This is a genomic window from Nostoc sp. C052, assembly GCF_013393905.1.
Taxonomy (GTDB): domain Bacteria; phylum Cyanobacteriota; class Cyanobacteriia; order Cyanobacteriales; family Nostocaceae; genus Nostoc.
The window spans coordinates 520,519-546,524 of record NZ_CP040272.1 but is presented as its reverse complement, the minus strand read 5'-3'; the positions used below and the strand labels follow the sequence as shown (position 1 = coordinate 546,524).

General features: G+C 41.8%; 20 protein-coding genes. 13 read left to right on the top strand and 7 right to left on the bottom strand.

Annotated features, from left to right (window positions below; translation table 11 throughout):
- Window positions 1-9: 9 nt before the first annotated feature.
- Both FD723_RS02195 and FD723_RS02190 read right to left on the bottom strand, forming a co-directional pair.
- A complete protein-coding gene (locus FD723_RS02195; protein WP_179063905.1) occupies window positions 10-567 on the bottom strand; it encodes a hypothetical protein in 558 nt (185 codons plus the stop codon).
- A gap of 44 nt (window positions 568-611) precedes the next feature.
- Window positions 612-1,064, bottom strand: coding sequence for a cupin domain-containing protein (locus FD723_RS02190; RefSeq protein ID WP_179063904.1), 453 nt, complete (start codon window positions 1,062-1,064; stop codon window positions 612-614).
- A gap of 530 nt (window positions 1,065-1,594) precedes the next feature.
- Between FD723_RS02190 and FD723_RS02185 the strand changes: the two genes are divergently transcribed.
- The 7 genes from FD723_RS02185 to FD723_RS02155 all read left to right on the top strand — a co-directional run bounded on the left by FD723_RS02185 (window position 1,595) and on the right by FD723_RS02155 (window position 6,998).
- Window positions 1,595-1,963 carry a 2Fe-2S iron-sulfur cluster-binding protein gene (locus FD723_RS02185; RefSeq protein ID WP_179063903.1) on the top strand — a complete coding sequence of 123 codons (369 nt, stop codon included), beginning with the start codon at window positions 1,595-1,597 and terminating at the stop codon, window positions 1,961-1,963.
- A 74-nt stretch (window positions 1,964-2,037) separates the two neighbouring features.
- Window positions 2,038-2,583, top strand: a complete 546-nt coding sequence (locus FD723_RS02180) for a thermonuclease family protein (protein WP_179063902.1) — start codon at window positions 2,038-2,040, stop codon at window positions 2,581-2,583.
- Between the two features lie 125 nt (window positions 2,584-2,708).
- Window positions 2,709-3,521, top strand: a complete 813-nt coding sequence (locus FD723_RS02175) for an inositol monophosphatase family protein (protein ID WP_179063901.1) — start codon at window positions 2,709-2,711, stop codon at window positions 3,519-3,521.
- A 74-nt stretch (window positions 3,522-3,595) separates the two neighbouring features.
- Window positions 3,596-4,555: a DnaJ domain-containing protein gene (locus FD723_RS02170; protein WP_179063900.1), complete on the top strand. Its 960-nt coding sequence runs from the start codon at window positions 3,596-3,598 to the stop codon at window positions 4,553-4,555.
- Window positions 4,555-5,769, top strand: coding sequence for an ATP phosphoribosyltransferase regulatory subunit (locus tag FD723_RS02165; RefSeq protein WP_179063899.1), 1,215 nt, complete (start codon window positions 4,555-4,557; stop codon window positions 5,767-5,769). The genes FD723_RS02170 and FD723_RS02165 overlap by 1 nt, the downstream gene beginning before the upstream one ends.
- 203 nt (window positions 5,770-5,972) lie before the next feature.
- Window positions 5,973-6,200 carry a ferredoxin family protein gene (locus FD723_RS02160; RefSeq protein ID WP_179063898.1) on the top strand — a complete coding sequence of 76 codons (228 nt, stop codon included), beginning with the start codon at window positions 5,973-5,975 and terminating at the stop codon, window positions 6,198-6,200.
- Window positions 6,201-6,269: 69 nt separating this feature from the next.
- Window positions 6,270-6,998: an ABC transporter ATP-binding protein gene (locus FD723_RS02155; RefSeq protein ID WP_179063897.1), complete on the top strand. Its 729-nt coding sequence runs from the start codon at window positions 6,270-6,272 to the stop codon at window positions 6,996-6,998.
- A 651-nt stretch (window positions 6,999-7,649) separates the two neighbouring features.
- On the opposite strand, the gene FD723_RS02150 is transcribed toward FD723_RS02155, so the two are convergent.
- On the bottom strand, window positions 7,650-8,909 hold the full coding sequence (locus FD723_RS02150; RefSeq protein ID WP_179063896.1) for a hypothetical protein: 1,260 nt from the start codon (window positions 8,907-8,909) through the stop codon (window positions 7,650-7,652).
- Window positions 8,910-9,240: 331 nt separating this feature from the next.
- Between FD723_RS02150 and FD723_RS02145 the strand changes: the two genes are divergently transcribed.
- From FD723_RS02145 to FD723_RS02125, 5 genes are all read left to right on the top strand, one after another.
- Window positions 9,241-9,963, top strand: a complete 723-nt coding sequence (locus FD723_RS02145; protein WP_179063895.1) for a carbonic anhydrase — start codon at window positions 9,241-9,243, stop codon at window positions 9,961-9,963.
- Window positions 9,964-10,475: 512 nt separating this feature from the next.
- Window positions 10,476-11,234 carry a TVP38/TMEM64 family protein gene (locus tag FD723_RS02140; protein ID WP_179063894.1) on the top strand — a complete coding sequence of 253 codons (759 nt, stop codon included), beginning with the start codon at window positions 10,476-10,478 and terminating at the stop codon, window positions 11,232-11,234.
- On the top strand, window positions 11,203-11,979 hold the full coding sequence (locus FD723_RS02135; RefSeq protein ID WP_179063893.1) for a TVP38/TMEM64 family protein: 777 nt from the start codon (window positions 11,203-11,205) through the stop codon (window positions 11,977-11,979). Before FD723_RS02140 ends, FD723_RS02135 begins: the two co-directional genes overlap by 32 nt.
- 96 nt (window positions 11,980-12,075) lie before the next feature.
- Complete coding sequence (locus FD723_RS02130) at window positions 12,076-13,371, top strand: alcohol acetyltransferase (RefSeq protein ID WP_179063892.1); 1,296 nt, start codon at window positions 12,076-12,078, stop codon at window positions 13,369-13,371.
- 386 nt (window positions 13,372-13,757) lie between these two features.
- Window positions 13,758-15,308 (top strand): mercuric reductase, encoded by a 1,551-nt coding sequence (locus FD723_RS02125; protein ID WP_179063891.1) that lies wholly within the window; start codon window positions 13,758-13,760, stop codon window positions 15,306-15,308.
- A 242-nt stretch (window positions 15,309-15,550) separates the two neighbouring features.
- On the opposite strand, the gene FD723_RS02120 is transcribed toward FD723_RS02125, so the two are convergent.
- Window positions 15,551-19,525 (bottom strand): PA14 domain-containing protein, encoded by a 3,975-nt coding sequence (locus FD723_RS02120; RefSeq protein ID WP_179063890.1) that lies wholly within the window; start codon window positions 19,523-19,525, stop codon window positions 15,551-15,553.
- A 1,427-nt stretch (window positions 19,526-20,952) separates the two neighbouring features.
- Window positions 20,953-21,210 carry a hypothetical protein gene (locus FD723_RS02115; RefSeq protein ID WP_179063889.1) on the bottom strand — a complete coding sequence of 86 codons (258 nt, stop codon included), beginning with the start codon at window positions 21,208-21,210 and terminating at the stop codon, window positions 20,953-20,955.
- Window positions 21,211-21,941: 731 nt separating this feature from the next.
- On the opposite strand from FD723_RS02115, the gene FD723_RS02110 reads away from it, so the two are divergent.
- A complete protein-coding gene (locus FD723_RS02110; protein ID WP_179063888.1) occupies window positions 21,942-23,540 on the top strand; it encodes a peptide ligase PGM1-related protein in 1,599 nt (532 codons plus the stop codon).
- A 138-nt stretch (window positions 23,541-23,678) separates the two neighbouring features.
- Here FD723_RS02110 and FD723_RS02105 read toward each other — a convergent pair whose 3' ends face one another.
- Both FD723_RS02105 and FD723_RS02100 read right to left on the bottom strand, forming a co-directional pair.
- Window positions 23,679-24,053 (bottom strand): response regulator, encoded by a 375-nt coding sequence (locus tag FD723_RS02105; protein WP_179063887.1) that lies wholly within the window; start codon window positions 24,051-24,053, stop codon window positions 23,679-23,681.
- Window positions 24,054-24,214: 161 nt separating this feature from the next.
- Entirely contained in the window at window positions 24,215-25,753 is a 1,539-nt protein-coding gene (locus tag FD723_RS02100; protein WP_179063886.1) for an ATP-binding protein, read from the bottom strand.
- Between the last annotated feature and the right edge of the window lie 253 nt (window positions 25,754-26,006).

Here is a 26,006-nt window from a genome sequence, read left to right as displayed (position 1 = left end):
CTTGAATGATCATTGAGGTCGTCCGTAATGACCTCGACCTTTGCCATCAGCAGTTTCAAGCACCAAAACTTGCTGTCCATAATCGTTCGTCTCAATTGACCACTGGTAAGTCTCAGCTTTTGCTGTATTACGGCTAGAGTAAGTACGCCCAGTATTGCAGATTTGCCCTTTAGACGTGCTGTCAGTGGGCTGGAAGGTAAGGCGTTGAGATTCAACTTTCACTTTGCCTTTTTCTTCTATGAAGAGGTAAGACGCGCAGTTGTAAGTGTTAATCTGAATTAACCGATTTCGCTTGTAGTTACCGTTAGATGCAAGTTGAAATTGATCGCTAGAGCCGTTTGGGGCTGCTGATTGCCCTGTGTAACTGTCTTGGTATTGGACGGACGAGATTCGACCGTACCGCCACTCGCCTTGGAGTTCAGCAGGCACTCCAGTGTCGTTTTTGCCTGCCTGACTTGCGCTTGGGTAAAAAACAAGGCTAGCCATGAAACCTACACTCAGGGCACTAGTAGCAAAAAGGCGAGCAGCTTTTGGTATGGAATAGAGTTGCTTTTTTGTTGAGTACATAGGACTTCTGTAGAAATAGATTTATTTACTAACGAAAGCGATCTTTACGCAATAAATTGCAATCCATACTTGTTCAAAACAGGCTGTACTTTTTCCATGTTTAGCAATGGACTGTTTGCGACTTGACCCATTTCTTCATAAAAGGTTTTCGCTCCCTTAGGTGAAATTAAAACCAGAAATTTAGCAGTAGCAGAACGAATCTTGAAGGCGTGTGGTGCATTATGGGGAATGTTAATGAAAAAGCCCGGTGATGCCAAAATTGTTTCTGTACCAACTTGGATATCTAGTTCTCCTTCTAGAACATAAAATGCTTCTTCCCAAGGGTGGGTATGTAGTGGCGGCCCATTTTCTTCTGTATCTGTAATTTCATAAATTGTCCAAGCTTGATTTGTCTCTTCTCCAGTTACTTTTGTTGTGAACTGTGAGCCAAGAACTGAGAATTGATTACCTTCTCCTGGTGCAAGAATAGTTGGTTTGCGGATGGTTGAACTTTGCATAATTAAGTTACTCCTTGTTGTGTAATTTGGTAAGCGCGAGAGACAAATTTGATTTGATGCTTTTAAGATTAGAAATTAATCGGGGAGAACTAGGGGAGAAGAATAGGTAATTAGTATTTTTTTGTAAATGATTATTAAGACATTGAACTAAGTACACGTCATCGTAAGAGGTTATTGAAAAAATATAATTTAATATCAGTACTGGCGATTAGAAATCGCGCGCCGCTACAAGTCGGGGAACTTACCCACCTCCGTGGATTGAAGAACTTGATTTTGTGTTAGTCTGCGGAGGCGGACAATGCCAGTGTAGTAGCGAAATTATATTCGCCCAAAACTTTTCAAACATCCTCTAAAAGGGGTTCGGAAATATCGAGGGGTTGATGTTGGGTTTGACTACGTACCCCTACCGGGATCTTGCTACCACCCAACCTACGAATGATTAAATTCCATACTCTTTTTGCGGTGGGCTGTACTAAAGTTAAAATCTCTAGAAAGAATCTGAAAGTCCCAATCCTAAAACGCAAATCCAGATGTCCCGTACATACACAATTAAAGTTCGCGATCGCGCCACTGGCAAAACATACACCCTAGAAGTGCCAGAAGACCGCTACATCCTGCACACTGGCGAAAAACAAGGGGTAGAACTACCATTTTCCTGCCGCAACGGGGCTTGCACCGCTTGTGCTGTGAGAGTGTTGTCAGGAGAAATTTACCAACCAGAGGCGATCGGCTTGTCGCCAGATTTACGTCGCCAAGGTTATGCTTTGTTGTGTGTGAGTTACCCTCGTTCTGACTTGGAAGTGGAGACACAAGACGAAGATGAAGTCTACGAACTCCAATTTGGACGCTATTTTGCTAGGGGGAGAATTAAAGCGGGTTTACCCTTAGATGAGGAATGAAGAAGAATTCAGAATTCAGGAGTCGGAATTCAGAATTCTGTTTCGATAAACAATTCAAAATCACCGAATTTGTAATGGTTGTAAGTCTTGGTGAGTGGGTGCGAAAAATAGCTATTTTGGGTTGCTTATTGCTTTTGGTGAGTTGCCAAGCTAAAAACCAACTGCCGAACAGTGAAGCCCAGGTGAAAGTAGCACGGGTCGTTAGTGGGCAAAGCTTGGAAGTTTTAGGCATGGCTGAACAACCAAATTTGATTTCTCAAGTGCGGTTAGTTGGTATTGATGCACCAGATTTGCGACAGCGCCCTTGGGGGGAAGCAGCGAAAGAACAATTAGAGAATCTAATTGGTGGTGTAGAACAATTGGTAACGCTGGAGTTTGATTTAGAAGCAAAAGACAAAATCGGACGAACTCTAGCTTATGTGTGGAAAAATAAGGTGTTGTTAAATGAAGAACTAGTCAAACAAGGGAATGCAATGTTTGTGGGGCGATCGCCCAACCACAAGTATGACCAGCGTTTAGAACGTGCCCAACAATGGGCTAGACTTATGGGCCAAGGAATCTGGAACCCAGAAAAATCCATGCGCCTCACTCCCGCCGAGTTTCGCCGCCAAAATCTTTGAAGACTGGGGATTGGGGATTGGGGACTGGGGAAGAAGCAAGGGGGCAGGGAGCAGGGGGAGACAAGAAGAATAACTGATGCCCCCTGCCCAATGACTAATGACCAATGACTAATGACCAATGACTAATGACAAATTTACAAATTTTTCTAGATATTGCTACAGAAGCAGCCTTAGCTGCTGGTGCTATTTTGCAAGGTTACTTGGGTAAGTTAGAAGACGCAATTATTGAAAAAGGACGCCCTGGTGATTTAGTCACAGCTGCGGATAAAGCCTCAGAGGAGTTGATTTTAGAAATTTTGCGTCGCCATTTTCCCCAGCACTCTATTCTTGCTGAAGAATCGGGGAAATTAGGTAATCAAGAAAATGAATACCTCTGGGCAATAGATCCTCTAGATGGCACAACCAACTACGCTCATCAATATCCATTTTTTGCTGTTTCCATCGGGTTGTTAATTAATGGTGTTCCCCAAGTAGGTGTCATTTATGACCCCTTTCATAATGAGCTATTCAGTGCTGCTGCTGGCTTAGGAGCAACGCGTAACCGTCAAACCATCAAGGTTTCAGCAACATCTGAACTGAGTAAAAGCCTACTAGTAACAGGATTTGCCTACGATCGCCGTGAAACCTCTGATAACAACTACGCAGAATTTAGTCACCTTACCCATCTTACCCAAGGAGTTAGACGTAGCGGTTCGGCATCGCTAGATTTGGCCTATGTTGCCTGTGGACGTGTGGATGGTTACTGGGAACGGGGACTTTCCCCTTGGGATATTGCCGCCGGAATAATTTTGGTAAAAGAAGCCGGGGGCAAAGTCACCGCCTACGATGGTACTCCTGTAAAAATTGAGTCAGGTAGAATTCTGGCTACAAATAGTTATATTCACGACTCTCTCAGTAGCGAACTTTTACAGGTTCCACCACTGTCAGCCTGGGTGTAGTAGATGGGGGCTTTCCCCCCGACTTTGGGTAAACTAAGAGGAATCCAACTGCTCCTTTGGTGTAAAACCTCTATATGTCTTTTAAAATAGACCGCGGACTATTTAAATATGATTTCATAGATCATCACGCAGTATTGTGTGTTCCAGTTGATGCGGATGTCAAAGAGATTCGCAAACGCTATCTCCAAGTCGCCCGCCGTTTGCATCCAGACAGTAGTTTTACCGAAACAGATGCTCAAAAACAGCTAGGTAACGAATTGTTATCAAAGCTGGTTAACCCAGCTTACGAAAAACTTGTCGGCGATCGCACTCGCACTGAATATATTCTAATTTTGTCGCAAATTGGCAAGCGCCTTGTACAAGAGTCTACTTCGGTAACTCTCAACACTGACTTGGCTAAACAGTTAGTTGAGGCGGCTAATGTCGATAATTTCTATAAAACTGCGATCGCTAAACTAGCCCAAACCCAATATGATTCTTTAGAGCAAGCGCTGCAAGTCATTGCCCAAGCTAGCGAGTTGAATTTAGTATATTTAATGCGGAGTGTGAGCAAATCATCCACAGCACCGCCACCGGCTCAACCCAAAGTCCAATCAGGTACGCCTCAGCCAAATACACCAAAAAATCCCTTACCAGCGCCAGCAGCAGCGCCAGCAAAAGATGGCTTGGTTGTAGAACAGTATGTTCGTCGCGCTCAATCTTTGATTGAGAAAAACCAGTTTGCCCAAGCCAAAGTAGAGTTGCAAGAGGCCCTAAAGCTAGAACCGAAAAATAGTCGCTGCCATAGCTTAATTGCAATGGTGTATTTGAGGCAAAATCAGTTAAAAATGGCAAAAATCCACTTTGACAATGCTTTAAAACTAGACCCTAGTGACGAAACGGCTCTGCAATGGAAACCTAAAATAGATAAGGCTTTAGGACAACAAATTAGCGATCATAAGGTGACTTCATCCCCCAATAATGGAGATAAGCAACCAGATAAATCTGGTAGTGGTGGTTTGTTCGGTGGTTTGTTTGGTGGGAAGAAAAAATAATGGTGTATCAACCAGCAGCGGGAGCCAGGGATTTATTGCCCTTGGATGTGGAGAAAAAACGCTGGATTGAAGAGCGGTTACAGCAGGTGTTTCACCGTTGGGGATATCACAGGATTATCACCTCGACTTTAGAGCGGATGGATACCTTAATGGCGGGGGAAGCAATTCAGCGTCAGATGGTGATTCAACTACAGCAAAATGGCGAAGATGATGAGTTAGGTCTACGTCCAGAATTAACAGCCTCTATTGCTCGTACTGTTGTCACTCGGATGGCAGGTCTGCGTTATCCACAACGGCTGTACTACAATGCCAATGTGTTTCGCCGCACTTGGGAAAGTAGACACAATCGCCAACAAGAGTTTTATCAAGCTGGGGTGGAGTTGCTAGGTGCTGGCGGATTGCTAGCGAATGCTGAAGTACTGCTGTTAGTAGCAGACTGTTTAGAAGCACTGGGTTTGCAGGGATGGCATTTAATTTTAGGTGAGGCGGGAATTACGCGATCGCTCCTGAGTGCCTTTCCTGACAATCTCCAACATCAAGTTCGCAGTGCGATCGCTCATCTTGACCGCATTGCCATAGATAATTTACCTCTGAGTGATAAACTGCGCGATCGTGCCCAAATCATCTTGGATTTACGCGGGCCAAGTGCAGATGTGTTGCAAAAAGTCAGTAGTTTGGATCTTGATGAAGAACAACGAGAAGCAGTGAATAACCTCAAATCCCTAGTAGAATTACTAGAATCCGAGAAAAAACTGCCGTTAATCCTCGATCTCAGCCTGATCCAGACCATCGATTACTACACTGGTATCGTCTTTGAGGTTGTCAACGATACCGAATCCCAAACCAGAGTTTTAGGGCGTGGTGGTCGCTATGACCAGCTTTTGGGTCTATATCATCCTCAAAGAGAAAATATTCCCGGAATTGGTTTTGGACTGAATATCGAAGATTTATACCAGGTTTTGCTATCTACTCAGCAATTACCACAGGTAACTCCCGCGAGTGACTGGTTAGTAGCACCAGAGACAGCCAGTGCTAACGCCGCCGCTTTTGCCTACGCGCAAAAACTCAGAGATTCAGCTGATTTGGTGCGGGTAGAAATTGATTTAGGAGGAAGGGATGCTGACGCTATTCGTCAATATGCAGGCGATCGCAGCATAGCCCAAATTGCCTGGATCAAAGCTGACGGCTCACCAAAAATAGAATCATTACGTTAAGTGAGTTGGGCATTGGGAATTGGGTATGGAGAAGAGACAAGGTAGACAAGGAAGAGGGGGGAGACAAGTGAGAGACTTGTTCAATAATTTCCCCTTCTCCCCCTTGTCCCCTTGTCTCCCCTGCCCCTCTGCTCCCCTACTCTCTCCTCCCTCCTCCCTGCTAGGCTAGAAATAGCCGATACAGAAAAGAGGGAATCGAGAACATGCCGCACACAATTGTTACAGAAGTCTGTGAAGGCGTTGCTGACTGCGTAGAAGCCTGTCCAGTAGCTTGTATTCATGATGGCCCAGGCAAAAATGCCAAGGGAACTGATTGGTACTGGATTGACTTTGCCACTTGCATTGACTGTGGTATCTGTCTCCAAGTTTGCCCAGTAGAAGGTGCGATTCTTGCAGAAGAACGACCAGAGTTGCAAAAAACCCCACAATAGTCCATAGTCAACAGTCAATAGTTATGTTTGACTGTTGACCAATGACCAATGACAAATGACCAATGACAAATGACAAATGACTATTTACTAGATGTTCAAAATGTCCACGCTGGATACATCAAAGATGTAGATATCCTGCAAGGTGTGAATTTTCAAGTTTCACCAGGAGAATTGGTAACAGTGATTGGCCCCAACGGTGCGGGTAAATCTACTTTGGCAAAAGCAATTTTTGGGCTTTTGATTCCCCACACAGGCACAATTACCTTCAAAGGTGAAAATATCGTGGGGCTAAAGTCCAATCAAATTGTCCAACGAGGAATGTGCTACGTACCGCAAATCGCCAATGTTTTCCCCTCCCTCAGTGTTGAAGAGAACTTGGAGATGGGTGCTTTTGTGCTTAACGTTCCCCTGAAGCCAATTAAAGATAAAATATTTACCATGTTCCCCAGACTAAGCGATCGCCGTCGTCAACGCGCTGGTACTCTCTCTGGAGGAGAACGCCAGATGTTAGCGATGGGCAAAGCTTTGATGTTGGAACCTGGTTTGCTGATTTTAGATGAACCATCTGCTGCCTTGTCGCCGATTTTAGTGACACAAGTATTTGAGCAGATTAAACAAATTAATCAGGCTGGTACTGCGATCGTATTAGTAGAACAAAATGCCCGTAAGGCTTTAGAGATGGCTAATCGTGGATATGTATTAGAGTCGGGACGTGATGCGATCTCCGGCCCCGGTGAAGAATTGTTGAATGACCCGAAAGTGGGTGAGCTATATCTGGGAGCGGGTAAGAGACATTAATCCTTCTTAATCACTCTTGCCCCATTCAACATAACACCAGCTTAATATAGGAGCTTCACTAGGCGATAGCGATGCCTAGTTTAGGCTGCGCCTACGCTATTCTATAACTAATATAAATCCTGCCACTGCCGCGACCGTCGTTTTCGATGCTCAAAGAATTCTCCCCAATAATCCTTGCGTTTCTAATCACATCTACAGCTAGTCAAAAGACAAAACAGGACATTCATTGAGGAAAAATTGACCAAAACGTAAATTACCCCATTTGCCAGAATCCCCATTAGCAATTTGTAATTATGTTGAGTGCTTTTGGCAATTTGGCATCCAAAATTTTTTTGTTGCAGTTTTAATTGATATATCAGCAGGGTTACAGGGACATTGAGAAAATTCTACAAGGGATCAATTCCCGTCTCAAAATCCCACCCAATGGCCAGTTGTTGACGCTAACGCTCTCCGAACCACCTTAAGGTGGATGCAGCGCCAACGTCACCGCTTCACTACAACTGGCTAGAAATCAACCAGAAAACACATAGTACAAATGGACTTATACCATTTCAGGAAATACCTGATATCGATGTAGGGGCCTACAGCCGATTCATTCTGTTGTAAATATTTTTGGCGGAGATATTAACATAGCCAAGCGATCGCTACCATTTATTTAATCTGTAGTTGTCTTAATTTATTATTTGCTGATAGTAGTAATTCTTGAGCTTTCAAATAGGTTGTTGTGCCATTTTGTACCTTTTCTAATTGATGAATAATACTTTGCAATTGGCTTAACACACGATTGCGCTCCCCATCATGAGCATCCGTAGGAATTGAAGCCAACAAGCTTTCGATTTCTCGTTGCGCTGCCTCCAAAGCTTCCACAGCATCCGCCTCAGCTTGCCGTCTAACTTTAACTTGACCTAAATTAGCCTCATAAATTGCTAATAACTTCTGTGCCTCGGTATAACCCGCCACATCTGTTGAAGGAATTTCCTTCAACCGTTCAATTGCCTCTATCCACAAATTTTCTATCTGTCGCCATTCAGTAACAGTGTGCGGCGGATTTTGACCAGCTTTAGCAGCTTGCCAAGAAAATTGTCGCGCTGCGGTGATTAAGGCACTGATGCGATCGTTCCCTGCTGCCAATCCAACAACTTCCTGAAACTCACGCTTATAATTATCTAGTTGATTTTGTACAGTTTTTCCTGCCAGAGTTTGACCAGGAATCTGCTCAAATTGATTCAGGGCCGTTTGCCAAGCAGCTATTGCAGTCTGTTTATCAATCGCTGTTGTCGCCCGTTCATATTGCTGTTTTGCATTTAAGAAGGTCTGCATATTGTCGGTAAGCAACGACTGAGCATTCTTTTCTTGAAAAACCTGAGCTTCTAGCTGCCCAACTTTACTCCGAAATGCATTAAAACCGTAGATGCTGAATCGCGAGTCATACCACCAATATCTATACTGTGGCCAATCGTTGACAAAGGAAGTTGGTAACTGATCTAAATGTTTTTGTGTTTCTTGTAGCTTCTGTTCTCCCAAAGCCAAATCAGCAGGACTGGTAGCTTTTTCAATCAATTGTTCAGCTTGCTCAACTGATACCAACGCCTGCCGATAGTGATTATCCATACTGATGTAGCTGGGTAGCAACAAAAAAGGTGTATGGAGCATCACCGGACGGCGAATCACCGGGTAAGGCTGGTTCGCAACCCAAATTACACCACTGGGAATGCCTATAAGTATTGCTATCCAAATAAGTCTATTACCTATACCCCGCTTCTCTAACTCAGCAAGGTTTTTAGGGGTTGATGATGTCGCAGGTTGCTTTTGCACTAAAGGTTGTGAACTGGGAGCAGAGGGAACTATCCCAGAGCTATTTGGAGCATTTTTACGTAGTAAATTCCAGTTTATTTTGTTTAAAAAAGCCATATCTATAGCAAGTACTCTGTTAAGTATTCCCAAAAAGACAGGAAATACAAACAATAGAGGGTTTTAACTTTTGACAGAAATTATACTTTTTCGTCACTAGAAGATGATGTGTTAGAAAAACCATCCTATTTCTGGCTAACCCTGGCTTTAAAATTGACCAATAATAATGGAATTTACTAGATGTAGATAACAGTCAATCTGTATAGATATAGGTTTTAAATTCTGCTTTAATTTTAAGATTAAATAACTCTTAAATCGTGTAAAAAGGTACTCTTATATCTTGCTTAAGTCTGATATCTTCTTGGGAACAGCTTTGTTGTCAGGTAGATTGATGAATCGAATTAATGGATTTTTAGGACGGCGTGATTTCTTAAAATTCGCCAGTGTTGTAGGTATTGCAGCTACTAGTTTTGGTGATAGCTTTTGGAATTCAGAGCAAACTGCTGTTGCTGATATTCACCCAGTTAATCCTAATCAAATCAGTCCAGATGAAGCCGTCAGACGCTTGCTGGATGGTAATCAAAGATTTATTCAGCAAAAACGTCAATATCCCGATCAATCACTAGAACGTCTACAATTAGTTGCTAAAGCTCAGTATCCCTTTGCAGCCATATTGGGCTGTGCAGATTCTCGAGTACCTGCGGAAATTGTCTTTGATCAAGGAATTGGAGATTTGTTTGTCGTGCGAGTTGCTGGTAATGTCGTCAGTGACACGGTGATAGGTAGTCTGGAATATTCTACAGCAGTATTGGGTTCGCAATTGATCGTGGTTTTGGGTCATCGAAGATGCGGTGCAGTAGCAGAAGCAATCAAAAACGAACCACTTCCTGGCAGAATTGGTTTAATTATTGAGGGCATCAAACCATCTGTAGAAAGGGTAAAGTTCAGCACAGGTGATAATATGCAGGATGTGGTTATAGCCAACATTAAATATCAGACTGAAAAATTGCAAGAAAGTTCAACTATTTTAGCTAAATTTATCCGTGAAGGTAAACTAAAAATTGTTGGTGCTTGTTACGATATTGACACTGGTAAAGTCAACATTCTTACTTGAATATCTTACCCCTTTTAGAAGTTTAATAATTTTATAAAAAATCTTGGCATAAAATATTTTTATTGATAATCTTGGAAATAAATTAAATTCATTGCTTAATTTATAAAAATACTTAATACAAAACCATTTATAACTTTTTTTTAGCCAGAGGTTATTGATGACAATTTAGATTAATGCTAGAAAAATAAAGCAGGAAATTAGACAATTTTTAATTGGCTTTTAATCAATATTTAGTCTGATATTTAACAATCCCTAAATGGGATAATTAGCCGCCTGTAATGACAGCTATAGGACTCCTATTTGATTTCTGAACGGATTTTAGAGATAAATCCTTGCTGGATATGCATTTAAGTCTCAGTATGTTTTCAAAATTCAAACCGGATTACTATAAGTAATTTTTCAATTTTCTCTAATCTATTTCTCATTTAAGTAGTATATCTTAGTAACATTGGGTTTGAGGTGTTGATATTCTGAACACGAAGCTTGAGATTATAAACATAAAACTTGCAAAAATGAGAAAGTATATATTAAACTCCAAATTTAAACTACTACTCCTAAGTTGCCTAATTGTCATTCTAATAATTGCTGCTAAACAGTTAAACTTTCAGGGGATTTTAAAGATATTAGTTATTTGGGTTCACAGTCTTGGTGCTTTCGGGCCTATTGCCTACATAGTCATTTTCAACTTAGCAACATTACTGTTTATACCAGGTTCACTCCTAACTCTCAAAGCTGGTTGTCTGTTTGGAGTATTTTGGGGTTCAGTATATGTGCTAATTGCTGCAACAATTGGAGTAACTTTGGCTTTTATTATTGGACGCTATCTGTCGCGGGATTGGGTTTCTCGACAAATGGATAAACATCCTAAATTTAAAGCGATTGATTTGGCAGTTGCTAAAGAAGGATGGAAAATTGTTTTGCTAACTCGTCTCTCACCCGTCTTTCCCTTCAATTTATTAAATTATGCTTTTGGAGTAACACAGGTTTCTCTCAAAGACTATATATTAGGTTCCTTCGGCATTATTCCCGGCACTATAATGTATGTTTATATTGGTTCTTTAGCTGGGAATCTTGCCATGATTGACACCTTGCATCAACCAATTGCTCCAGAAACTCAAGTTTGGCAATGGATAATGCGAGTGGTTGGGTTGATTGCTACCGTTGCGGTAACTGTGTATATCACAAAAGTTGCTCAGAAAGAATTAGTTCAAAGTGTGGCAATAGAAGAAATAACAAGTCATGAAAAAACTAACAATCATTCAGATATTTAAAAGTATTGATACCAGAAACTTGCAGATTTTTTTTAGCTTTAGTGTATTAATATTACTGATATTGGCGACCACTTTTTTGTTAAACACAGACCCAGCTTTTGCACAAGAATCTGCAAATCTAAATTCTTTTAATCCTCAAGCAATTTTACGCGAAGCCTTGCAGTGGATTGATAGCCTTGGTACAGTGGGAGCGATCGCTTTTATTGCCCTTTATATTATCGCTACCGTTGCTTTTTTCCCAGGTTCTATTCTCACCTTGGGGGCTGGTGTAATTTTTGGCGTAGTTTGGGGTTCTCTCTACGTATTTATCGGTGCGACCCTTGGCGCTACGGCTGCTTTTCTCGTTGGACGTTATTTAGCAAGGGGTTGGGTTGCTGGTAAAATTGCAGATAACAAAAAATTTGCTGCCATTGACCAAGCAGTAGGTAAAGAAGGATTAAAAATTGTCCTGTTAACGCGATTGTCCCCTATATTTCCTTTCAATTTGCTCAATTATGCCTTTGGCATCACGGGAGTTTCACTTCAAGATTACTTCATCGGCTCTCTAGGCATGATTCCCGGAACCATCATGTATGTTTATATTGGTTCCCTTGCAGGTAATCTGGCCATGATTGGCACTGAGGCTCAACCTAACAACCCGACTTTACAATGGGCAATTCGGATTTTAGGTTTAATTGCCACAGTCGCCGTGACGATTTATATTACCCGTATTGCCCGACAAGCTTTAGAAGATGAGGTTTTATAGCTTCTATCCTTTGAATGTCACGAATTGAGGTTTGCAGATAAAACCCCAGGGCAAACGCATCTAAATTAACGTGAGTGTAGAATCCGAAGATTCGCTATGGACAACAGAGAACTTGGCAACATAGAGAAAGCTATGGAAACCTTAAATCGTAATGCTGGAGGTTTCTCAGTTGTAACAGTTGGTCGCATCAAAGGCCCCCTAAATGCAGAAATGGTCAGACAAGCTCTAGACCTTGTACAGTGTCGTCACCCTCTTCTTAATTCTTGTATTGTTGGTTCTTTAGATAATCTCCGCTTTCAAACTGGAGAGATGCCTTTAATTCCTTTGCGTATTGTAGACAAGTTACACAATCAACAGTGGGCTGATGTCGTTTTGGAAGAGCTGAATGAAAAAATTGACAGTAGCAAAGGTTTGCTCAGAGCTGTACTCATTCTGCCAATGAATGAATCATGTGTAAATTATCTAATCCTAACAGTGCATCACGCCATATCAGATGGGTTGTCATGCCTTCAACTGTACTCAGAAATATTGACATATTGCCAGAATTTTGGTTTTAATCAGCCAATAACTCAAGTTATTAGCTTGCCCACACTTCCACCCGTCGAAGAGCTATTGCCTAAATCGACAAATGGGTTGAGGAAAGAGACCCTGTATCACCAACTAGAACCTTTAAATGTTGAAACCTTGGGTTTTGAGAAGTGTGTTTCGATGGAGTTACGCCGTTGTGGTTTTATCCACAGACAGCTAGACTCCAAGTTAACTCAGCAGCTTATAAATACTTGCAGGCAGGAGAAGACAACACTGCAAGGTGCTTTTTGTGCAGCGATGCTATTTGCAGTGGTGAGAAAAATCAGCGCAGGTCAGACTAATGATGTGCGCGTGAGTTGCCGAACGGCTGTTAATTTACGTCAACGTCTAAAACCAGTTGTTAGCAATGAGAACATGATAGTGCTGACTTCATCTCTGATATCATTTCACACCCTACAAATAAATGCATCATTCTGGGAATTAGCACGGGATATAAAACAAGAGCTTGACGCTGGTTTAGAGCAGGGCGACGTGTTCAGCAGAGTATTGACGTTCAGTCATAATGTCGAGTCACTTCTCAGACGACCTGATGAAGTATTGGCGACGGTATCTGTCAGCAACGTGGGTCGAGTAAACATCCCCAGAGTTTACGGTTCACTCGAAATAGAAGAAATCAGCTTTATACCATCGCTCGCTGCTTATGGAGGTGTTTTCTGTGCAACTGTCACAACTTTTCAGGGAAAAATATTTTGGAATTTTCCGTTTTCTGAACCGGCAATCAGTCTCCAGACGATGGAGAAACTTGTAAACAGCACAGTATCCTGTATTATTGACGCTTGCCAGGGATTTTCTCAGCCAGGGTAAGCTGCATAAATTAATTAAATTTGTTGATTTCTTAATATTTTTTTGACAAAACTCTGTGTCCCCACCGTTCAGACTTCTCTGTGTGTTGACTCAGCGCCCCTTCCCTGCGGGAAGGCGTACCACTTACCTACGGCACGCTACGCGTAGCTTGCTTCTCTGTAAGAGTACGTGGAAGCAAGCTACGCGTAGCGTCTCGTTGAGAAGCAAGCGCCTATGCGTTTGAAAACTTCCTGCTATTTCAGCAAAGTAGATTATTTGTCAATTCTCAAACCGATAAAACAGTGCAAAGATGTAATTCTTATTAAACAATCATTCAAAAGAAAGAATACCAGTCTCCAAATTTATGTTGACTTTAGTATTTTCAATTCTTAAAAGAGGTTTCGCCAATGACCAATTCTGAATTCGAGAGAGTCACAGTTCGCCCAGTGGATGAGTATAATCAAAAGTTGCTGTCTTACGTCCATCCACCAAATTGGGTTAATCCTCAACCCGCCGATGTTTACGATTTGGTAGTAATTGGTGCTGGTACGGCGGGATTAGTGGTGGCGGCGGGTGCAGCAGGTCTGGATTTGGGTTTAAAAGTAGCGTTGATTGAAAAGCATCTTATGGGTGGGGATTGCTTAAATGTTGGTTGCGTACCATCTAAAACTATTATTCGCTCTGCTCGCGTCGTTGGCGAAATCTTGAATGCTAAAGATTTAGGAGTTAATATTCCCCAACATAATATTGATGTTGATTTTTCCAAAGTTATGGCCAGGATGCGGCGGGTAAGAGCTGATATCAGCCATAATGACTCGGCGGAGCGGTTTCAAAACTTGGGTGTCGATGTCTTTTTGGGTAGTGGTCGATTTGCAAGTAAAAATACCGTGGAAGTTGGCGATAAAACCCTCAAGTTTAAAAAAGCTGTAATTGCGACTGGCGCAAGAGCTGCACAACTGGCGATTCCGGGAATTGAACAGGCAGGTTATCTGACGAATGAGACGGTTTTTTCTCTGATTCAACGGCCGGAATATTTGGCGGTGATTGGTGGCGGCCCCATTGGTTGCGAATTGGCGCAAGCTTTTCGGCGTTTGGGTTGTGAGGTGGTGCTTTTCCATAGTGGTTCTCATCTTCTCAATAAGGAAGACGCTGAGGCTGCTAAAATTCTCCAAAAGGTTTTGATTAGCGAAGGCATTCGGGTAGTACTGAATTCCAAGTTGGAAGAAGTGGTAACTGTCACTGAGGGAAAACGGCTTTACTTTTCTAGCAATGGTCATCGAGATTCGGTGACTGTCGATGAAATTTTAGTCGGTGCGGGGCGATCGCCAAATGTCGAAAATCTAAATTTAGAAGCTGTGGGTGTAGAATATGACAAGCGCCAAGGTGTGAAGGTAAATGATTATCTCCAAACAACCAATCCTAAAATTTATGCAGCTGGCGATATCTGCATGAACTGGAAGTTTACCCATGCTGCTGATGCCGCAGCGCGCATTGTAATTAAAAATACCCTGTTTTCTCCCTTTGGTTTGGGACGCTCGAAACTCAGTAATCTGGTGATGCCTTGGGTAACTTATACTGACCCAGAAATTGCTCACGTAGGGTTGTATGAACACGAGGCGCAAAAATTAGGTATTGAGGTGACAACAATTAAAATACCTTTTAGTAGTGTAGACCGAGCGATCGCAGATGATGAAGAGTCAGGATTTCTCAAAATCTACCATAAAAAGGGTTCTGATGAAATTATTGGTGCAACTATTGTTGCCAGTCACGCAGGTGAGATGATTTCAGAGGTGACTACGGCAATTGTAAATAAAATCGGTTTGAGTAAATTAAGCAGTGTAATTCATCCTTATCCCACTCAAGCCGAAGCAATTAAAAAAGCGGCTGACGCTTATCGTCGAACACTCTTGACATCAAATACCAAAAAATTGTTGGGATTTTTGACAAAGTTCTCTTAAGCAAAATCAGTGAACAGTCGCATAACTGTTCACTGATACAGCAGTTTTCAACTAGATAAGGCATAAAGTACAGGATTTAAAATCAGGTATAAAAAGTTTACTTCCTTCTTTCTACCTCCTGACTTGAAAGAGTCATTTACTATTTGTCTCCCTTGTCCCTCTTGTCTCCCTTGTCCCTCTTTCATCCAAGGCTTTAGAAACTTGTTTTATCGGGACTGCCTCCTGCCTCCTTCAGGTCATCACTAAACAGGTCGGAAGCGATTAATCTGGCCTCCGGTCAAGTTTGCATAGTACAAATTGCCATCGGGGCCAGTGGTGATTTGTGTAGGCAGTCCTAGATTAGGTCTGTCTGTTTGGGAAGCAAATCGCTTAACTGAGACAACTTTACCCTGACTATCTAAGATCAAAGCATCAATAGTTCCTTGACTGAAATCACCAACAAATAAAGCACCTTGATAGATTGAGGGGAAAGTACTACCTGTGTAAAAATCACCCACGAGAATCGAATTAGAACCAAAATGCTTGTAAGTGTACAGTGGTGCTGTCGCAGCTGTGCCAGGATTGTATAAATTTTGCGCGGCAGCAGGTAAGGTAGCGTAAGCCGGTTGTTTCAGGCTGATGGGATTGCCATTTGCATCAAGGCCACCTTCATAGAAGGGCCAACCAAAGTTAGCTCCTGGTCTGCCGACATTTACCTCTTCCCAAGTAGCGAAGCCAACATCACCAATGTAGGGGGTATTGGTTCTTTTATCAATTGTGAAACGGAAGGGGTTACGCAGACCTAAGTCATAAACTTTGGAAATATTGCTATTGGGATCGCCGTTGTAGAAAGGATTACTGGCTAAACCTTGACCAGTAATCGCGTCAATCCGCAGAATCTTACCAGACAAATTATTCTTATCCTGGACGCGAATTGCTCGGGGGTCTATCCCATTGTAGGAAGTACCATCTCCTAAGCTAACAAACAGAGAGCCATCAGTACCAAAGCGAATAGAACCAACTGAGTGAGATTCACTGTCATTGGCTATAAAATTCTGGACATTTTGGACTTTATCAAGATTATTGAGATAATCCTGCAAGCTGGTAAAGGGCCTACCAGTAACTCTGTTGATAATTCCTGATGGTGCATAGCCAAGTGAGACATCTGTGCTATTTCCATCTGGATGGCTGATATTCGCCCAAGTGCCATTTGTGCCTAGTAGCACAACTTCGCTGCCAGCAATCGCAGTAGTGTAACCAGTGTTGGGATCGGCTGTAAAACGACTCAGCCGTGCAGTACGATTCCCATTCTGGTCAGGATCGTCCAATGTGCTATTGGGATTGTTATTAGGATTGCTTCGATTGGTTTCTGGTGGATCGTAGGTATACAACAGATAAACATAGTTGTTGCCGTTTGGACTTTGACCAAAACCTGGATTGACGGCAATACCTAAGAGACCGCGATCGCGCGTATTATTTACCTCTCCAGAAATATTGACAAATGGTGTTGCTAATAAAGTGCCGTTTTTCACAACTCGCACTGTCCCATCTTTCTGGGCAACGAACAGGGTATTGCCGTCAGGTGACCAGTCAAAAGCTGTAGGTTGAGTCAAACCAGAAGCTACTGTATCTAGAGCAAAGTTACCAGAGTCATTATCAATGATAGTGATATTTGACAGTGGATTAGTTAGCTGCACTCCAACTGCATTACTGTATCTCAAAGAAAATGTTTCATTTGATTCCCCAATGTTGTCATCAATAATGGGGATAACAATGGTCTTGGTAGTTTGTCCGACTGCAAAACTTAAGGTTCCAGATACAGCCCGATAGTCAGTTCCAACTCTAGCAGTCCCATCTACGGTTGTGTAGTCTACACTAGCGACCCCAGTAGCGTTACCTCGTGTAGCTGTCACCGTCGCAGAACCACCGCCCTCATTAACTACTGGCTGAGAGAAGTCGATACTAGAGCGATCGTTGTCTTGAATCGTAATTCCGATAGTTCTTTGGACTCCTAGTGTTGCCCCCACTGCCTGATCAATGACAAAACTAAAGGTTTCATCTGGTTCCGGCAAAGAATCGTCAACAATCGGAATGGATACCTGTGCGCTGCTTTGTCCCGGCGCAAAAATAAGCGTTCCAGTGCTTTCCACGCCTTCACTTCCGTAGTCAACTCCTGCTGTGGCAGTACCAGCTATAGTTGCATACTTGATTGAAGATGTGCCGCTTAAATCACCATTTCTGAGTATAGTTACGCTAACACTACCACTACCTTCATTCACAGTCGCGGAAGGCGATCCTAATGTGATAGCGGTCTGAATAGCTGCTGAATACAGTTGAGACTGAGGAATAATTTGCTTGGCTTGAGAGGCACTTGACCAAGCCAGTTGGGAAACAGCTTCGTACTGATTGTCGTAGTATTCTAGTCTAATATCGTACTTCTGACCTGCAACCAGTGCAATTGAGCCACTATATTCTGTGGCTGATTGATCTACAAACTGATTGATGAGTTGTACACCATTTACCCACAACCGCACACCATCATCAGCGGTTGTGTAAAAATTGTAAGTTTCGCTGTACTCGGCTTGCACCTGACCTGTCCAACGCACCGAGAAGGTATCTGCGCCGACGGAAGGATCTGGAGAAGCTTCACCCCAGTTAAAGTTCACTGTCGCATCTGTGCGGGTTTGCTTCAGGTTGGTGAAGTCGATGTTGTCGTAGTACTGTCCTTGGAGTCCGTTGCCATTACCAATTACAGGAGATGGAGGTGTATTAGTACTATACAGTTGAGACTGAGGAATAATTTGCTTGGCTTGAGAGGTGCTTGACCAAGCAAGTTGGGAAACGGCATAGTATTGATTTTCGTAGTATTCGAGTTTAATATCGTACTTCTGACCTGCAACCAGTGCAATTGAGCCAGTGGATTCTGTGGCTGATTGATCGACAAACTGATTGATGATTTGTTGACCATTCACCCACAACCGCACACCATCATCAGCGGTGGTGTAAAAATTGTAAGTCTCGCTATACTCGGCTTGCACCTGACCTGTCCAACGCACTGAGAAGGTATCTACACCGATGGATGGATCTGGAGAACCACTACCCCAGTTAAAGTTTACCGTTGCATCTGTGCGGGTTTGCTTCAGGTTGGTGAAGTCGATGTTGTCGTAGTACTGTCCTTGGAGTCCGTTGCCATTACCAATTACAGGAGATGGAGGTGTATTAGTACTATACAGTTGAGACTGAGGAATAATTTGCTTGGCTTGAGAGGTGCTTGACCAAGCAAGTTGGGAAACGGCATAGTATTGATTTTCGTAGTATTCGAGTTTAATATCGTACTTCTGACCTGCAACCAGTGCAATTGAGCCAGTGGATTCTGTGGCTGATTGATCGACAAACTGATTGATGATTTGTTGACCATTCACCCACAACCGCACACCATCATCAGCGGTGGTGTAAAAATTGTAAGTCTCGCTATACTCGGCTTGCACCTGACCTGTCCAACGCACTGAGAAGGTATCTACACCGATGGATGGATCTGGAGAACCACTACCCCAGTTAAAGTTTACCGTTGCATCTGTGCGGGTTTGCTTCAGGTTGGTGAAGTCGATGTTGTCGTAGTACTGTCCTTGGAGTCCGTTGCCATTACCAATTACAGGAGATGCAGGTGCAGGTGTGTTTGTATTACTGGTATTACTATAGAGTTGAGACTGAGGAATAATTTCTTTGGTCTGAGAGGTGCTTGACCAAGCCAGTTGGGAAACAGCTTCGTACTGATTGTCGTAGTATTCTAGTCTGATATCATACTTCTGACCTGCAACCAGTGCAATTGAGCCACTATATTCTGTGGCTGATTGATCGACAAACTGATTGATGAGTTGTACACCATTCACCCACAACCGCACACCATCATCAGCGGTGGTGTAAAAATTGTAAGTCTCGCTGTACTTGGCTTCTACCTGACCTGTCCAACGCACTGAGAAGGTATCTGCACCCACCGACGGATCTGGAGAAGCATCACCCCAGTTAAAGTTCACCGTTGCATCTGTGCGGGTTTGCTTCAGGTTAGTGAAGTCGATGTTGTCGTAGTACTGTCCTGTTAGTCCATTTCCCTGAGATAGAACGCTGGCGCTAGCCTGAGAGGCAAGACTGCTGCTAGCCAATGGAACTACAAGAGGTGTTGTTGTATTAGTAGGTGTTGGACTTACAGTTGTTGATAGCAGTTGATCGTTTACACTCATTGAGATATATGCCTCAAAATAGTTCTAAAACTAATGCCATAATTAATAATTTGGGATTAGTTTTATGTTTAATGTTTTCAACAAAAAATGCGTGATGAGCATAGCCTAAGTATGTTTATGAGCAAATCATTGTCTGCCTATTAACATTTTTATTGATACTATTTCACTCAATTGCTGATACAAATTATTTCTCATATTTTCTCCTGTGTTAATTTGATTTACTAATTTGCTGCTTATTTGTATCAACATTAATTAAAATAAAATAGTATGACAGCATGACGCGAAAACATACCTTCTTATATCTTCTCTGAAAGCAGAGATATATAAGAAAATGCAGAAAAACACGTATGACAAGAAATACTCAAGATTATCTGAAGGGCTTATCAGTCCTTACTAATCTTTTTTTATTTCGAAAAACTTTCTGAGTTTTGGTGAATTTAATCAAAAATTATAAATCACCATTCTCTAGAAATTTTAATCTCAATGATATGCAGGTGCATAAAATTTGAGATAAAGCAAAAATCGATCGAGATAAATACTTAAGTAGTCTAAAGTAACAGTATTACATATTTACGTTTAATTGTTGTTCTTGGATTAATCAACTACACATTTGACACTAGAACTCGGTGTTATGTCTATCTTTCTTGTGGAATTTTGTTTAAATATTTACATTGATATGTCCTTTTTTAAAGGAATATCAAAGTTTTGATGATCTTTAAGTTAAAATTTCCACCTACAGGATGATCCCATATTTTTTATCCAGATGGTTATGGATTATATGAAAATTGCATAAAGAAAATTTTTAATATTTAAAGATTTAAAAAAGGTATTTTTTATATATGCTTCATCTTGCCTGTCAATTCATATCTTGGTTACAACAAACAGCAAAGATATAATTGACTTTTTGAGTAACTCTGTTGCAGGTAGACTATCCAGCAACTAGCTATGCGATAGCTCCTCTTTTCTACGAAAGGGCTATGGCAACGCTAGACGATAGGAATTACCAGCGTCCGAAACCTTGTATTATCGCGCTATATTACAGAAAGTTTCAATTTGTTTCAAGTCTTAACAATTCAAAAATAAAAATTACAAATGCGATATTTCACATTCCAACTTTCCCCTAAACTAGAGGCAGCAACCTGGTTCAAACTGACTGAAGAAAGGGGACTTTGACCAGAAAAGGCAGAGGTCAGTTCTTGCTGGAGGCAGGAGGAGTGAATCTATTTCCCCTCTGCCAAAAGGGTTACAGAGCAACTAAATTTATTTATGAAACTCGTAGAGAGCGTCATTTTGAAGTTTGGATTGATTTATAGTGGGCTTTACTTAGTGCGATCGCTACTGTCTGGGCTTATTTTCTGCAAAGATGATTAGAAGTAGCGATCGCCCTCTTCACTAATGACCAGTGAGCAATGACCAATGACTAACTTTTACAATTCTGATTCCGTCTCTGGAGCAATAATTTCGCCAGTACCTAATTCTAGTATCAAGTCCTGTTCAGTAATCAATCCACTGAGTTCCTTCACTTGCAAATTCATCTCTTCACAAGCTTGTCTGAGTTCTTGTGCAAATTTGTTGAGGTCTTGACCATAGCCACATTGATAAGCAGCAGTTTCAATTCCTTGCTTGGCATTTGCTCTAGCACAATCGACTAATTCTGTGCCATGCAGTGGTGTAAGAGATGCCATATATGTAGTTATTATTTTTTAAATGTACGCTGTTAAGTAGATTATCAAGATTTAAACATTGACTCATCCCTCTAATGGAAGAAAAGGAGGTAAAGTTAAGAACAAATAAGTAAAAATTTATGACTCCAAATTCTAGCAATTTTAACTTTTTGATTTGAAATTTTGGATTAAAAGAAAAATCCAAAATCCAAAACTGAATATTCTTAGCTATTATACTTACCCATTGATAACTTCTCCACCATTAACATGTAGTACTTGTCCAGAGATATACGAAGCATCGTCAGAGCCTAAAAAGAGGTGAGGCAGTCAATCTTAGCCTTTACGATTGCCTGTTTCACTTCGTACCCTGCGGGAAGGCTTACGCCAATGCAATTACAAACTATCTTACTATTTATTTAGATTCACCTTACTTACATGATAATAAAAAATTAAGTACACAACAATGTGATGAAAAACTTATCTTTTTCATCTACTTTCAAGTTAACCATTATGTTGTATGTTGCTGTCATTTATCGCTCTCTAGGGGTAAAGTAAGCTGCAATTAGCTCAACCTTAAGACTGAAAATAAATTAAATAAGTGGCGGGTCTGCGGGTTGCTATAGTTTGATTTATCCTTGCAGAATTCCTTAAATTTCTGGCAAAACTAACTGAATCTTGACACAACAACTCTACATCTTCCAAAAGGTTGCGTGGTGCGCTACATTGAGATCATTAGAGGGCAGGGGTTATTTATGGCAACACTAAATATTTCCGAGTTAGAACAGGTTGAAAAGTTTCGCCACTTACAATTAACCCTGCGCGATCGCTGGAAAACTAGCGAACTATTTGATAATAGTGAAGCAGATATTTTAATTATTCCCTCTCTGAGTCTCGACCAGCACGAACTCCGAAAGATCGAAGGCTGCGAGCATTATGAAGAAAGATTACTATTTTCCTTAATTCGATTGCGGAATCCCCGAACTCGGCTGATTTATATAACATCAGTACCGTTGCATCCGAGTATCATTGATTATTATCTGCAACTGTTGCCAGGAATTCCCTTTTCTCATGCTCGCAATCGCTTGCTGTTACTTTCTACTTACGATTCCTCCCTTAAGCCTCTTAGTCAAAAGATTTTAGAACGCCCCCGTTTGCTAGAGCGGATTCATCAATCTTTGAGGCTAGACAAATCATTTATGATTTGTTACAACTCTTCGCACTGGGAAGGTGAATTGTCTTTAAAATTAGGTGTACCACTGTATGCTGCTGCACCAGATTTACAGACTTGGGGGACAAAAAGTGGTAGTCGGCAAATCTTCGCCCAAAGTGGAGTACCACATCCAGATGGTAGCGAAAAAGTTTGGAACCACACGAGTTTGACAAAGGCTACCGTTGATTTGTGGGAACGACAACCGACATTACAACGCGTAGTGGTAAAACTCAACGAAGGTATTTCTGGAGAGGGGAATGCCTTGCTGGATCTTAGGCCGATTGAGAATTTAGCACCAGGAAAAGCTACTCATGCTGAAAGGATAGCAGCAATTAGCGATCGCTTCTCAACAATGCGCTTTCAAGCAAAACAAGAGACTTGGGATAATTTTTCGGGGAGAATCCCGGAATTAGGGGCAATCTCTGAAGCATTTGTAGAAGGAAAAATTAAGCGATCGCCCAGCGTTCAAGGACGGATTACACCCACAGGTGAAGTAGAAATCCTTTCAACCCACGACCAAATTCTCGGAGGCCCAGATGGTCAGATTTATCTTGGTTGTCGCTTTCCTGCTGATGAAAGATATCGATTGCAATTACAGCAATTGGGACTACAAGTTGGCAGAAAGTTAGCAGAGAAAGGCACTTTAGAGCGATTTGGCGTAGATTTTATCGCCGTTGACAAGGGTAATGGAGATTGGGATATTCAGGCGATCGAAATTAACCTACGTAAAGGCGGTACAACTCATCCATTCATGACCCTGAAATTATTAACGAACGGCCGCTATGACCTTTCCACAGGTTTATTTTATAGTCAGCAAGGTCGTCCTAAATACTACATTGCCACTGACAACCTGCAAAAAGAACGCTATCAGGGATTATTACCCAATGATTTGATGGATATCATTGCTCACCACAGACTGCACTTTGACAGCGGTACAGAAACGGGCACAGTGTTTCATCTTATGGGTTGCCTTTCGCAGTTTGGCAAGTTGGGATTAACCAGCATCGGTGATTCCCCGCAACAAGCACAAGACATCTATAACAAAGTTATCAAAGTTTTGGATGATGAAACTCGCAGCGACAATCATGATTTTTCCGCGTTTTCTGATTATTCCTTTCCCGTGATTTGGGATGAATTGTAGTTAAGGATTGGGGATTGGAAAGAGGCAGAGGGGCAGAGGGGAAAGACTTACTGCAACTGCACCCCTGCTCCCCTTGCTCCCCCTGCTTCCACAATCGCGTTGCTCCTAGTCCCTAGTCCCCAATCCCCCTAGTTTGAATCAGCCCCAGCCCAATGCTTCACTGATTTGCGCTGCTAGCTTCAAGGGACGGAAAGGTTTAGCAAAGACAGCAGCTACATCTAAACCATGAAAGCTTTCTCGATCGGACTCTTGGACTTTGGCAGTTAGTAAAATTACTGGAATTGACCTAGTGACGGGGTTAGCCTTCAGTTGTTGCAGGGTATCCCGCCCATCCATATCAGGCATCATCATATCTAGTAAAATGACATCAAGTTTAGAGTTGGCAGCTATATTCAACGCTTCCCGACCAGAACAAGCAGTCAACACATTCCAACCAGCACCCATTTCTAATCCCAATTTTGCGATCGCCTGCACATCTTCTTCATCATCAACAATCAAAATATTTCTGCTCATATTTTCACTCTTGCATGATATGTGATGCTGATTAGCTTGATTAGTCTTCAGCTATTCTAGAATGCAATCGGGCAGAAGTAGGGGAAAATTAAGCAATTTAAAATTTAAAAACCTTGCTGTGGAAATCCTGTGGTAATTGAGATTGTGTAAATTCAAAGCTGTTATTGAGAAACTGGTAAAGGTAACAGCACATAAAAGGTACTACCTTTGCCTAAAATACTTTGAACCCAAATTTTACCATCATGTTGCTGTACAATATCTCGGCAAATAGCAAGTCCTAAACCTGTTCCGCCTTTGTTGCGGGAGTCGGATGCATCCACCTGCTGAAAGCGCTCGAAGATTATTTGCAATTTATCTTCAGGAATTCCTCGCCCTTCATCTTGGACAGTAATTAACAGGAAGTTGGGTGATGAAGGCTGATTTTCTTTAGACTCAACGCCTTTGGATTCTGAGAGAGTGGCACTGATCCACACGGTATCACCTGGTTCAGAAAACTTAATCGCATTGCTCAGTAAATTGGTGAGAGTTTGTAGGAGGCGATCGGGGTCTGCCCAAAGTTCGACGGCTACAGGATTTACAATCAGTCTGACTTGTAATTTATCTGCCATTGCTTGCATTGCTTCCGTTGCCATAATTAGCAAGTCTGCGGCATTGTACTTTGTCTTCCGCGTGAAGATTTTGCCCGATTTCATCCGCTCTAAATCGAGAATATCGTTTACTAAACGAATTAGGCGTTCAGTATTAGTTGTGGCAATGCTCAAGATTTTTTGTCCCTGTTCCGTCAAAGTTCCTAGTTGTCCTGAACCCAATAAATCTAATGCTCCCATTGTGGAAGTTAAAGGTGTACGCAATTCATGACTGACTAAAGAAATAAATTCGTTTTCTAAGCGTTTGCGTTCGGTGATATCATTGGCAATTAATAAAGCACACGGCACACCAGCTAAATCAATCAATTCCAGAGATATCAGTATAGTTTTGAGTTCTCCAGACTTAGTAGAAAATTCAAATTCTAGATTGTACAGCGATCCAGTTTCCGGCAAAAGTTGAATTGTTTGGGCAATTGCAACTGTGTTTTTACCCAAATTTAGGTCAGCAGCAGTATCACCAATCACTTCTTCTAGACAGTAGCCGCTCATCTTCAAGAAACTGGGATTGACATCAATAAAACGAGCTTCTGCAACAGTAGCGATCGCGATTGGATTGGGACTAGAGCGAAAAACTTTAGCAAACTTCTCTTCTGCTTTGGCACGATCCCAAATTTCCTGCTGCAACCGCTCATTTTGGGCTTGGAGTTGTTTTTGCAGCTTCCAAATCGTCAAGTGATTTTCAATTCGTGCTAAAACTTCTTCTAGTTGAAAAGGCTTAGTGATATAGTCCACTCCACCAACTGCAAAGGCTTTCACCTTATCTAGCACATCACCCAAAGCGCTGATAAAAATTACCGGAATTTCGCGGGTGCGATCGTTTGCCTTCAAGTGTTCGCAGACTTCATAGCCATTCATCTCAGGCATATTCACATCCAGCAAGATCAAGTCGGGAGGAACTGCATTTGCTCCCCGTAACCCCGTAGAACCTTTAGTTACACTCCTAACTTTATATCCCTGTTCTGTCAGCATGGCAGATAGGAGGTTCAGATTTTCTGGCGTGTCATCAATCACCAGTATGTCTGCTTTCGGAAAGTTGAGTGACTCTTGAGGCATGGCAATATCGACTTTAAACAGAATAGGCTACTAATTCGTTGTACTTGATTTTCCACTTGATATAAGCTTATATTTATTGTCAGTTCTATGGTTGAATTAAAATCGCCATATCTAATTAATTCCCGAAAGTAGAGAATACTAAAAATTACTATATTAAAATCGCTAAGAATAAATTTCTCAGCAGAATATTTAAGAGCGATCGCTCTGGGTTTAAATAAAAAATAAAACCCCTAGTAAACTACCAGGGGTAATG